Below are 12,608 nucleotides of genomic sequence, written 5' to 3' on the forward strand. Positions count from 1 at the left end.
GGGACGATATCCAGGCGCATCAGTAGACCGGATGGTGAATTAAGTGGCGGAAGAGAGTCGCGGGCAACGCGGGTCGGGGTACGGCCTCGGGTTGTCGACCCGGACCCAGGTGACCGGCTACCAGTTCCTCGCGCGCCGGACCGCGATGGCGCTTACCCGGTGGCGCGTCCGCATGGAGGTGGAGCCCGGCCGGCGTCAGAACCTGGCCGTGGTGGCATCGATCTCGGCCGCGCTGGTGATCTGCCTCGGCGCGCTGCTCTACTCCTTCATCAGCCCGGCCGGCCAGATCAACGAGTCGCCGATCATCGCCGACCGCGACTCGGGCGCGCTGTACGTCCGCGTCGGCGAGAAGTTGTACCCGGCGCTGAACCTGGCGTCAGCCCGCCTCATCACCGGCCGCCCGGACAACCCGCACCTGGTCAAGTCCAACCAGATCGCCACCCTGCCGCGCGGTCCGATGGTGGGCATCCCGGGCGCGCCGTCCAGCTTCCACCCGACCAGCCCGGCCGCGTCGTCCTGGTTGGTGTGCGACACCGTGGCGAACTCGACCGGGTCGGGGGCACCATCGGGTGTGACGGTGACGGTGATCGACGGCAACCCGGATCTGAGCAATCACCGGCGGGTGCTGACCGGGTCGGACGCGGTGGTGTTGAACTACGGCGGGGACGCCTGGGTGATCCGGGACGGACGCCGCTCACGCATCGACGGGTCGAACCGGTCGGTCCTGCTGCCGCTGGGCCTCACCCCGGAGCAGGTCAGCATGGCCAAGCCGATGAGCCGCGCCCTGTATGACGCGCTGCCGGTGGGTCCGGAACTGACCGTGCCGCAGATCCAGAACGCCGGTACCGGGGCGTCTTTCCCGAACGCGCCGGGCCCGATCGGCACGGTGATGGTGACCCCGCAAATCAGTGGGCCGCAACAGTATTCACTGGTGTTGGCCGACGGTGTGCAGACGCTGCCGCCGTTGGTGGCCCAGATCCTGCAGAACGCCGGGCCGGGCAACACCAAGCCGGTGACCGTGGAGCCGTCAGCGCTGGCGAAGATGCCGGTGGTCAACAAGCTGGATCTGTCGTCCTACCCGGACACACCGCTGAACGTGATGGACATTCGCGAGAACCCGGCGACCTGCTGGTGGTGGCAGAAGACCTCCGGTGAGAACCGGGCCCGCGTCCAGGTCATCTCCGGCGCGACCATTCCGGTCGAGCAGAAGGACGCCAATCGGGTGGTGTCGCTGGTCAAGGCCGACACCACCGGCCGCGAAGCCGACCAGGTCTTCTTCGGGCCCGACTACGCGAACTTCGTGGCCGTCACCGGAAACGACCCCGGAGCCAAGACGACCGAATCGTTGTGGTGGCTCACGGACGCCGGTGCCCGATTCGGCGTCGACGACACCCGCGAGGTACGAGAAGCGTTGGGCCTGAAGACGAAACCGGGCCTGGCACCGTGGGTGGCGCTGCGGCTGCTGCCGCAGGGGCCGACGTTGTCGCGCTCGGATGCGCTGGTGGAGCACGACACGCTACCGATGGATATGTCACCAGGAGAGTTGGCGGTACCGAAGTGAAACGTGGATTTGCGCGGCCGACGCCGGAGAAACCTCCGGTAATCAAGCCGGAGAACATCGTCCTCCCGACGCCGTTGAGCATCCCGCCGCCGGAAGGTAAGCCCTGGTGGCTGATCGTGGTCGGCGTCGTGGTGGTCGGCCTGCTGATCGGTATGGTCGCCATGACCTTCGCCAGCGGTTCGCACGTGTTCGGCGGCGCCGGATCGATCTTCCCGATCTTCATGATCGGTGGGGTCGCGATGATGATGTTCGGCGGCCGGTTCGGCGGGCAGCAGCAGATGAGCCGGCCCAAGCTGGACTCGATGCGCGCCCAGTTCATGCTGATGCTGGACATGCTGCGCGAGACCGCTCACGAGTCGGCCGACAGCATGGACGCCAACTACCGGTGGTTCCACCCGGCGCCCAGCACGCTGGCCGCCGCGGTCGGGTCGTCGCGGATGTGGGAACGCAAGCCCGACGGCAAGGACCTGAACTTCGGCGTGGTCCGCGTCGGCGTCGGTATGACGCGGCCCGAGGTGACCTGGGGTGAGCCCCAGAACATGCCGACCGACATCGAGCTGGAGCCGGTGACCGGTAAGGCGCTTCAGGAATTCGGGCGCTACCAAAGTGTCGTCTACAACCTGCCCAAGATGATCTCTGTGCTGGTCGAGCCCTGGTATTCGCTGGCCGGAGATCGCGAGCAGGCGGTGGGTCTGATGCGGGCGATCATCTGCCAGCTGGCGTTCTCGCACGGGCCCGACCACATGCGCATGATCGTGGTCAGTTCGAACCTGGACGAATGGGACTGGGTGAAGTGGCTGCCGCACTTCGGTGACCCGCGCCGCCAGGATGCCGCCGGTAACGCGCGCATGGTCTACAGCTCGGTGCGTGAGTTCGCTGCCGAGCAGGCCGAATTGTTCGCCGGCCGTGGCTCTTTCACGCCCCGGCACGCCAGTTCGTCGGCCCAGACTCCCACCCCGCACACCGTGATCATCGCCGATGTCGTTGACCCGCAATGGGAGTACGTGATCAGCGGTGAGGGCGTCGACGGGGTGACGTTCTTCGACCTGACCGGTTCCGCGATGTGGAGCGCGGTCCCGGAGCGCACCCTGCAGTTCGACGAGAAGGGTGTGATCGAGGCGCTGCCCCGCGACCGCGACACCTGGATGGTCATCGACGAGAAGCCCTGGTTCTTCGCCCTCACCGACCACATCAGCACCGCCGAGGCCGAGGAGTTCTCGCAGAAGCTGGCGCGCTGGCGGCTCGCCGAGGCGTACGAGGAGATCGGCCAGCGGGTGGCGCATATCGGCGCCCGAGACATCATGGCCTACTACGGAATTGACGATCCGGGCCGCATCGATTTCGAGGCGCTGTGGGGTAGCCGCAACGACTCGATGGGCAGGTCCCGGTTGCGCGCGCCGTTCGGTGTCCGCTCCGACAACGGCGAGCTGCTGTTCCTGGACATGAAGTCGCTGGACGAAGGCGGCGACGGCCCGCACGGCGTCATGTCCGGTACTACCGGCTCGGGTAAATCGACCCTGGTGCGAACCGTGATCGAGTCGCTGATGCTGAGCCACCCGCCGGACGAGCTGCAGTTCGTGCTGGCCGACCTCAAGGGTGGGTCGGCGGTCAAGCCGTTCGCCGGCGTGCCGCACGTGTCCCGCATCATCACCGACCTGGAAGAAGACCAGGCGTTGATGGAGCGTTTCCTGGATGCGCTGTGGGGTGAGATCGCCCGCCGCAAGGCGATCTGCGACAGCGCAGGTGTCGACGACGCCAAGGAATACAACTCGGTGCGCAGCCGCATGCGGGCACGCGGCCAGGACCTGGCGCCGCTGCCGATGCTGGTGGTCGTCATCGACGAGTTCTACGAGTGGTTCCGCATCATGCCTACCGCGGTCGACGTCCTCGACTCCATCGGCCGTCAGGGTCGCGCGTACTGGATCCACCTGATGATGGCGTCGCAGACCATCGAGAGTCGCGCCGAAAAGCTGATGGAGAACATGGGTTACCGGCTGGTGCTGAAGGCACGTACCGCCGGTGCGGCGCAGGCGGCCGGTGTGCCGAACGCGGTCAACCTGCCCGCGCAGGCCGGTTTGGGCTACTTCCGCCGCAGCCTGGAAGACATCACCCGGTTCCAGGCCGAATTCCTGTGGCGGGACTACTTCCCGCGCGGCATCACCGACGACGGAGACGAAGCGCCGGCGCTGGTGCACAGCATCGACTACGTCCGTCCGCAACTGTTCACCAACTCGTTCACCCCGCTGGAAGTCAGCGTTGGGGGACCGGAAGTCACCGCCCCCGCGATCCCCGCCGATGGCGACGCGCTTCCGATCGAGGCGGCCGAGGACGACGACTCCGAAGGGATCCGGACGCCCAAGGTCGGCACGGTCATCATCGACCAGCTGCGCAAGATCGACTTCCAGCCGTACCGGCTGTGGCAGCCGCCGCTGAGCCAGCCCGTCGCCATCGACGAGTTGGTCAACCGGTTCCTCGGCCACCCCTGGCAGCAGGACTACGGCACCGCGCGGGATCTGGTCTTCCCGATCGGGATCATCGACCGTCCCTTCAAGCACGACCAGCCGCCGTGGACGGTCGACACGTCGGGGCCCGGTGCGAACGTTCTGATCCTGGGTGCCGGTGGTTCGGGTAAGACGACGGCGCTGCAGACCCTGATCTGTTCGGCGGCGCTGACCCACACGCCCGAGCAGATCCAGTTCTACTGCCTGGCCTACAGCAGCACCGCGCTGACCACCGTCGCCCGACTGCCCCACGTCGGCGAGGTGGCCGGTCCGACCGACCCCTACGGCGTTCGCCGCACGGTGGCCGAACTGCTGGCGTTGGTGCGGGAGCGCAAGCGCAGCTTCCTCGAGTACGGGATCGCCTCGATGGAGGTGTTCCGGCGGCGCAAGTTCGGCAACGAGCCCGGTCCGGTCCCCAACGACGGCTTCGGCGACGTCTACCTGGTGGTGGACAACTACCGGGCGCTGGCCGAGGAGAACGAAGTGCTGATCGAGCAGGTCAACGTGATCATCAACCAGGGCCCCTCGTTCGGGGTGCACGTGGTGGTCACCGCCGATCGCGAATCGGAGCTGCGGCCGCCGGTGCGCAGCGGCTTCGGCTCCCGGGTCGAGCTGCGGCTGGCCGCCGTGGAAGACGCGAAGCTGGTGCGTTCGCGCTTCGCCAAGGACGTTCCGGTCAAGCCGGGTCGCGGCATGGTCGCGGTCAACTACGTCCGCCTGGACGCCGACCCGCAGTCCGGTCTGCACACGTTGGTGGCGCGTCCCGCGCTGGCCAGCACGCCGGACAACCGATTCGAGTCCGACAGCATCGTCGAAGCCGTCAGCCGGATCACGAGCGCTCAGGCTCCGCCGGTGCGCAGGCTGCCGGCGACCTTCGGGGTGGAACAGCTCCGCGAGCTCGCCGCGCAGGACACCCGCCAGGGCGTCGGTGCGGGCGGAATCGCTTGGGCCATCTCGGAATTGGACCTGTCGCCGGTGTATCTCAACTTCGCCGAGAACGCGCACCTGATGGTGACCGGCCGTCGCGAATGTGGGCGTACCACCACGCTGGCCACGATCATGTCCGAGATCGGGCGGCTGTACGCGCCGGGAGCGACCAGCGCCCCGACGCCGCCGCCGGGGCAGCCCTCGGCCCAGGTGTGGCTGGTCGACCCGCGCCGTCAGCTGCTGACCACGCTCGGCTCCGACTACGTCGAGAAGTTCGCCTACAACCTCGACGGCGTGCAGGCGATGATGGGCGAACTGGCCGCGGTACTGGCTGGCCGCGAGCCGCCGCCGGGCCTGTCCGCCGAAGAGCTGCTGTCGCGTAACTGGTGGAGTGGGCCGGAGATCTTCCTGATCGTCGACGACATCCAGCAGCTGCCGGCGGGCTTCGACTCGCCGTTGCACAAGGCCGCACCCTGGGTGACCCGGGCCGCCGACGTCGGCCTGCACGTGATCGTCACGCGGACCTTCGGTGGTTGGTCCTCGGCCGGCAGCGACCCGATGTTGCGGGCACTGGCCCAGGCCAACGCGCCGCTGCTGGTGATGGACGCCGATCCCGACGAGGGATTCATCCGCGGCAAGATGAAGGGTGGTCCGCTGCCCCGTGGCCGAGGCCTGCTGATGGCCGAGGACACCGGTGTGTTCGTTCAGGTCGCGGCGACCGAGTTCCGTAAGTAGGGCGGGCGCGCTGCGTTGGGGCCGACCGGGTCAGGTTCGGCCCCAGCGCAGCGGCAATGCCTTGAGCGCGAAGCTCTTTGACGGGTAATTGATCTCGGGGGAGTAGCCCTCGGGCAGCTCGAAATCCGGAATCTGGGACAGCCATTCCGCGACGATTACCGTGAGTTCGATGCGGGCCAGGTGAGAGCCCAGGCAGCGGTGCGGCCCACCGCCGAACCCCCAGTGCCGGTGGACTTTCCCGTCCATGTTGAGCTCGTTGGTGGACATCGCGTCGCTGTCGTCGCGGTTGACCGCGGCCATGCACAACCGCACCGACGTGCCCGGCGGCAGTGTCATGCCGCCGACTTCGACGAATTCGGTGGTGATCCGCGGCGCCACCGGGGCCGACGGTTCGAGGCGGACGATCTCCTCGATGAAAACCCGGATCTGCTTGGGATTGTCGCGCAGTTCCTTGCGCAGCTGCGGCCTGCGCGCCAACTCGTACAGCGAGAACCCGATGGCCGCGGTCACGGTGTCCAAACCGGCCAGGATCAGCAGGTGACTCATTCCCAGCAGCTCGAGGTCGGTGAAGTTGCCCTTGCCGGTTATCACCTTCGACAGCATGTCCGACCCCGGGTTCTGCCGGCGCTGCGCGATGGCGTCGGCCAGATACTGCAGCAGTTGATCGGCCTTCTCGATGTCGCCCTTGGTGATGAAGGGCTTTTCGCCGACGACGGCGTCTTTCCAATCGATGAGGCGGTCGCGGTCCTCGACCGGCAGCCCGTAGAGGTCCAGGAACACCTGAAACGGGTACAGGTTGGCGAAGTCCGCCATCACCTCACTCTCGCCCCGGCCGGCCAGGGCGCCGATCATCTCGGCGGCGTGGCGCTCCAGCACCGGGCGCGACTTGCTCAACGCGTGCGGGCTGAAATACGGCTGCAGAATCTGCCGGTAGCGGGTGTGCTGCGGCGGATCAAAAGCCAGCGGCAGCACCGGCAATGGGTGGCCGGGGGGCTGCAGCACCGTCGACGAGAAGACCTTGGTGTTGCGCAGTGCGGCCAGCACGTCTTCGCGGCGGGTGATGTAGTAGTGGCCGTTCATGAAGACAACGGGTCCGGCGTCGCGCAGCGTCTTCCACCCGACGCCCCGGTCCACGGTCATCGGCAGCGTGGCGAAATCAAGTCGGGGTAAATAGAACGAGCCCTGCTGGCCTTCGCTCATGCGCTTCGATCTCCGGTTGTCTCAATTTGTCCGACAACCGCGACGCGCTTGCGCCCTCGTCGGACTTCGTCGACATCAACATGCGACGGATCATCAATATTGCATGCGCGCCAAAGGAACACGGACACGCCTACTCGGGCCGATCCGGAGTTCCCGGCGCACGGAATCGGCTGGCGGACATCTTCGATACTTTACCGACCGACTAACCTGGGTATCGAATCGTGAAGTGCCAGCCCGGCCATTTCGTGGGGCCGTTCAGGGCCGACCCGGGCCGCCTAGGGAGGAAACCTCGTGAGGGTTCGTCTGGAACAGTCGAAATGCGTGGGCCACGCCCAGTGTTACGCCGTCGACCCAGACCTGTTTCCCATCGACGAGTCCGGCTATTCGATTCTCGAGGAACACGAGGTCGCACCGGAAGACGAGCAAGTGACGCGCGACGGCGTCGCTTCCTGCCCCGAAATGGCACTGATTCTCGACGAGGACTGACGGCGCAAATCTGCCCAGGCGCCGCTGGCGAAAAGCAAACGGATGATGAACAATCCGTTGCCTTCAGTGAACTCCCACCGACCGGGAATGAACAGTGGCTGGCCATTAATGAACAGGTGGCTTTGGGGTGTCGGTGTTTGCCTCGTAACGAACTAATCTCAGTGCCGGGCGGCAGTTCGGGCACACGCGAGCTGTCGCTCGGTTGCTGATAGCGGGAGATTAGCCGAGGCAGAAGGTGCATGTCGTTTCTGGCCAGACGTCCGAGAAGTGTGGTAGCACACCAACTTTGCGGGCGCAGTCAACTGGTCAACATGTACTTGTCCGCCGGGCTGATGGGGTTGGGGGGCGAAGTAGCTCCTGCAGCGATTCCCGTAGGCGCAGCGACCAGCCGGTGGCGTCGTTTACAGAGCCGTGACCACGACCACCACTGATTCCTATGTGACAGCCGAGATCGCATGCGTTCGCGGCCGACTGAGGAGGACACGGTGTTTGACTTCGCGGCGTTACCGCCCGAAATCAATTCCGGTCGCATGTATGCGGGTCCGGGGTCGGGGCCAATGATGGCCGCGGCCGCCGCCTGGGATGAAATTGCGGCGGAATTGGGTGTAGCGGCCAGCGGCTACAACTCGGTGGTCACCGAGCTCACCAGCGGGCCGTGGGTGGGACCGGCATCGATGTCGATGCTTTCGGCGGTCACCCCGTACGTGGGCTGGCTCAACACCATGGCCGCGCAGGCGGAGGAGACGGCAGGACAGGGCCGGGCCGCCGCGGCGGCCTTTGAGGCGGCGTTCGCGATGACGGTGCCGCCGCCGGTGATCGCCGCGAATCGGGTGTTGCTGGCGACCCTGGTGGCGACGAATTTCTTCGGCCAGAACACGCCCGCGATCGCGGCCACCGAGGCCCAGTACATGGAGATGTGGGCACAAGACGCCGGTGCGATGGCCGGGTACACCGCGTCCTCGGCGGCCGCCTCGACCTTGAGCCCGTTCGTCACGCCGCCCAATACGACCACCCCGGAGGCGGATTCCGACCAGGCCGCCGCGGTAGCCAAGGCCGTCGCCGAGCCTGCGGGCAATACCGCACAGAGCACGTCGCAGCTGGCGACCCCACAAGCGTTGTCGGCCAGCACGACTCAGGCGGCGACACAGACGACCGCGGCCACCTCGAATCCGGGATTGCTCTCGAGCACGATTCAGGACTTCTTGGACTCGGGGCTGCCGACCCCGACGAACAACTACCTGGGGCTCAATCCCACGCTCTACACCGTGCTCCTCAAGCAAACCTCGGGTCTGGGCTATTTCTCGAACGGCATCGTGGCCTTCTGGTCGCAGCTCTCCCAGCAGTTGGTCTCCGGTCCCGGTGGTAGTACGGCGGGTGCCGGTGGTGCCTGGTACCCCACGCCGCAGTTCGCGGCCCTGGGCCTGGGCAACCTCGGCGGTGTGGGCCACGTGGGTGCGGTCTCGGCGGGGGTCGGGCAGGCCGGCCGGGTGGGGCTGCTGTCGGTGCCCCAGCACTGGGCGACGTTGACCTCGTCGGTGACCCCGGCGGCACTGTCCGAGGAGGCCACGCCGCTCCAGGCCGCGGCGGGCGGAGCCAATTCCCCGGCCAACGGTCTGCTGCGCGGCATGCCGGTCGGGTCGATCGGGCGACGCGGTGCCGCGGCCGGCTATGTCAACAAGTACGGCTTCCGCTACAGCGTGCTCACCCGCCCCCCATCGGCCGGATAACGAAGAGTCCAGATGAACCATCGACACAACGCAATGCTCGCCGGGCCCCACCGAAGGGAAGGAAACTAGATGTCCTTTGTGACCACGCAGCCCGAGGCGCTGGCCGCCGCAGCGGGCAATCTTCAGACCATTGGCTCAACGCTGAGCGCTCAGAACACCGCAGCAGCGGCCCCGACGACGGGGGTGGTGCCGGCGGCTGCCGACGAGGTCTCGGCGCTCACGGCGGCGCAGTTCGCCGCGCACGGGCAGATGTACCAGGCCGTCAGTGCTCAGGCGGCGGCAATTCACGAAATGTTTGTCAACACCCTGAGCACCAGCTCTGGGTCGTACGCGGTGACTGAAGCGGCCAACGCGGCCGCGACTGGTTAAGGAGTCAATGATGTTGGATTACGGAGCCTTTCCGCCGGAGTTCAATTCGGCGCGGATTTATTCTGGTCCGGGGTCGGGGTCCTTGATGGCCGCGGCCTCAGCGTGGAGTGCGCTGGCGGCCGAGCTCAACTCGGCCGCGCTCAGCTATGACAACGTGATCGCCTCGCTGAGCAGCGAAGAGTGGACCGGCACGGCCTCGGCGGCGATGGCCCAGGCGGCAGCTCCCTACGCCGCATGGATGACCGCCACGGCCGCTCAGGCCGAGGAGGCGGCCACCCAGGCGCGTTCGGCCGCCGCCGCCTATGAGACCGCGCTGGCCTCGTCGGTACCGCCCCCGCTGATCGCAGCCAACCGGATGCAATCGCAGCAGCTGCAGGCGACGAATGTGCTGGGGCAGAACACCCCGCTGATCGCGCAGCTGGAGGCCCAGTACGGCGAGATGTGGGCGCAGGATGCGGGCGCGATGTACAGCTACGCGGGTCAGTCGGCGACGGCGACCAACGTGTCGACGTTCCAGAAAGCGCCGGAGGTGACCAACCCGTCCGGCCAGGCCAACCAGGCCGCGGCGGTCACCAACGCGACGGCGAATTCGACGGCGACCAATACGTCGAAGACCCTGCAGTCGCTGGCGACCCCTGCGGCGACCACCACGACCAACGCGACGACGGCGACCACGGCGGCGACGACCACCACCGACCCGCTGTCGGAACTGTGGTTCCTGCTGACCGGGCAGACCAGCCTGCCCACCAGCTTGGGATCGGCGGTCAACGGCTACAGCCCGTTCGCCAGCCTGTTCTACAACACCGAGGGTCTGCCGTACTTCAGTACCGGTATGGCCAACACCTTCACCCAGATCGCCAAGTCGGTGGGTGCCATCGGTGGGGCGGCTCCGGCCGCGGCCAAGGCGCTGCCCGGCCTCGGTGGTCTGGGCGGCATGTTGGGTGGCGGCGCGGCCGCCGCGCACCCGGTGGCAGCGCTGGGCAGCGCGGCCTCAGTCGGTGGCAAGCTGTCGGTTCCGGTGGCCTGGTCGGGCGCGCCGGCCGCGCCGGCGTTGGGACATGCGATTCCGGTCAGCAGCATCTCCGCCGCCCCGGAGGCCGCGGGCGGACCCGGAAACCTGCTCGGTGGCATGCCACTGGCCGGTGCCGGTGCCGCCGGGCACGGGGTCGCCGGTCCCAAGTACGGCTTCCGGCCCACCGTCATGGCTCGACCGCCCTTTGCCGGATAGCCTCAGCTTCAACTGATCTCGAGCGCGCCCTGCCCCCGGAAGTATCGGGGCGGGGCGCGTTCGCGTGTGCCGGTCTCAACCGCGGCCCGATGGTCGCCCCTGAGGCGCGCACAGCGGCACGCTCGCACGCTCCGGATCGCGGCCCGCCCGGGGCCACCGCAGCGACCCCGGTGCGGCATTATCTGCGGCCGGATTTTTATCCCGCGCTGGGGTTTTCGCGCCGGCGCCATCCCCCCGGAACGGGCCGCGACCGCGGGGCAGTGAGCGGGTTGCGGACGGCTGCACCCGAATGTTCCCGCAGGTAGTCACCGTGATCGCGAGATGCGGCCGCCGTCGGCCCGATCCTGCCGCGGCGACGGAACACCGCTTTCGACGATGCCGCCGATGCGACGGCGGCCGGATCGCGCAGCGGCGATGCAGCGGTGAGTCGACCTAGCCTTCCGAGCAAGCAAGTTCTTCAAGGCGATCGCCGAGAGACCAGCTGCGAGGGGATAAATGTCGTTCGAGCCCGGTGCTTCGTAACCATGGACTTCGGGGCATTACCGCCGGAGATCAACTCCGGCCGCATGTACGCGGGTCCGGGGTCAGGTCCGATCATGGCCGCGGCCGCGGCGTGGGACGGGCTCGGTGCCGAGCTGGGCTCGGCCGCCAGCGGCTACACGTCGGTGATCTCGGAGCTGACCCACGCGCCCTGGGTGGGCCCGGCCTCGGCGTCCATGCTGTCGGCGGTCACCCCGTACGTGAGCTGGCTGAGCGTCCTGGCCGCGCAGGCCGAGGAGACCGCGGGCCAGGCCAGGGCGGCCGCGGCGGCCTTTGAGGCGGCGTTTGCGATGACGGTGCCGCCGCCGGTGATTGCGGCCAATCGGGTGTTGTTGGCGACCCTGGTGGCGACGAATTTCTTCGGGCAGAACACGCCGGCGATCGCGGCCACCGAGGCGCAGTACATGGAGATGTGGGCCCAGGACGCCGCCGCCATGTACGGCTACGCCGGCTCGTCGGCCGCCGCCTCGGAGCTGACGCCGTTCACGTCACCGCCCAATACGACCACCCCGGAGGCGGATTCCGACCAGGCCGCCGCGGTAGCCAAGGCCGTCGCCGAGCCTGCGGGCAATACCGCACAGAGTACGTCGCAGCTGGCGACCCCACAAGCGTTGTCGGCCAGCACAACTCAAGCGGTGACCCAAGCGTCGACCACGACGACCGCGACCGAGCCGGGTCCGTTCACCTGGCTGCAAAACTTGATCAATGGATTCTTGACTTCCGGGCTGCCCACCCCGACCAACAACTACGCCGGGTTGAACACCGGCATGTACGGCACCCTGCTCAAGCAGACCACCGGCCTTGCCTATTTCTCGACTGGTATTACGAGCTTTTGGTCGTCGATCGCCCAGCAGTTGACGTTCGGTCCCGGTGGTAGTACGGCGGGTGCCGGTGGTGCCTGGTACCCCACGCCGCAGTTCGCGGCCCTGGGCCTGGGCAACCTCGGCGGTGTGGGCCACGTGGGTGCGGTCTCGGCGGGGGTCGGGCAGGCCGGCCGGGTGGGGCTGCTGTCGGTGCCCCAGCACTGGGCGACGTTGACCTCGTCGGTGACCCCGGCGGCACTGTCCGAGGAGGCCACTCCGCTCCAGGCCGCGGCGGGCGGAGCCAATTCCCCGGCCAACGGTCTGCTGCGCGGCATGCCGGTCGGGTCGATCGGGCGACGCGGCGCGGCTGCCGGCTATGTCAACAAGTACGGCTTCCGCTACAGCGTGCTCACCCGCCCCCCATCGGCCGGATAAGCGGCGGAATCAGGCATGTATGACCTCACCTTTATCCGCGGCCGGATTTTATCCCCGGCCTGGACACACGTGCGCCCGGCTACGCCGGCATGGCGC

Annotated in this window: 8 protein-coding genes; 7 read left to right on the forward strand and 1 reads right to left on the reverse strand. The window is 67.6% G+C overall.

The window, feature by feature from the left end; all coding sequences use genetic code 11:
• Positions 1-43: 43 nt before the first annotated feature.
• Together eccB and eccCa are read left to right on the forward strand one after the other, a co-directional pair.
• The gene (eccB, locus tag ACZYVJ_RS01775; protein ID WP_463829429.1) at positions 44-1,561 is read left to right on the forward strand and encodes a type VII secretion protein EccB; all 1,518 of its coding nucleotides are present in this window, start codon (positions 44-46) and stop codon (positions 1,559-1,561) included.
• The gene (gene eccCa, locus ACZYVJ_RS01780) at positions 1,558-5,724 is read left to right on the forward strand and encodes a type VII secretion protein EccCa (protein ID WP_463829430.1); all 4,167 of its coding nucleotides are present in this window, start codon (positions 1,558-1,560) and stop codon (positions 5,722-5,724) included. The genes eccB and eccCa overlap by 4 nt, the downstream gene beginning before the upstream one ends.
• A gap of 30 nt (positions 5,725-5,754) precedes the next feature.
• Here eccCa and ACZYVJ_RS01785 read toward each other — a convergent pair whose 3' ends face one another.
• A complete protein-coding gene (locus ACZYVJ_RS01785) occupies positions 5,755-6,924 on the reverse strand; it encodes a cytochrome P450 (RefSeq protein ID WP_463829431.1) in 1,170 nt (389 codons plus the stop codon).
• Between the two features lie 291 nt (positions 6,925-7,215).
• On the opposite strand from ACZYVJ_RS01785, the gene ACZYVJ_RS01790 reads away from it, so the two are divergent.
• The 5 genes from ACZYVJ_RS01790 (at position 7,216) to ACZYVJ_RS01810 (ending at position 12,512) form a co-directional block, all read left to right on the forward strand.
• Entirely contained in the window at positions 7,216-7,410 is a 195-nt protein-coding gene (locus ACZYVJ_RS01790) for a ferredoxin (protein ID WP_463829432.1), read from the forward strand.
• A gap of 485 nt (positions 7,411-7,895) precedes the next feature.
• Positions 7,896-9,137, forward strand: coding sequence for a PPE family protein (locus ACZYVJ_RS01795; protein ID WP_463829433.1), 1,242 nt, complete (start codon positions 7,896-7,898; stop codon positions 9,135-9,137).
• A 69-nt stretch (positions 9,138-9,206) separates the two neighbouring features.
• On the forward strand, positions 9,207-9,506 hold the full coding sequence (locus tag ACZYVJ_RS01800) for a PE family protein (RefSeq protein ID WP_463829434.1): 300 nt from the start codon (positions 9,207-9,209) through the stop codon (positions 9,504-9,506).
• Between the two features lie 7 nt (positions 9,507-9,513).
• A complete protein-coding gene (locus ACZYVJ_RS01805; protein ID WP_463829435.1) occupies positions 9,514-10,734 on the forward strand; it encodes a PPE family protein in 1,221 nt (406 codons plus the stop codon).
• Between the two features lie 524 nt (positions 10,735-11,258).
• Positions 11,259-12,512, forward strand: coding sequence for a PPE family protein (locus ACZYVJ_RS01810; RefSeq protein ID WP_463829437.1), 1,254 nt, complete (start codon positions 11,259-11,261; stop codon positions 12,510-12,512).
• The last annotated feature ends 96 nt before the right edge of the window (positions 12,513-12,608 follow it).

Source organism: Mycobacterium sp. IDUB_3 (assembly GCF_055419585.1).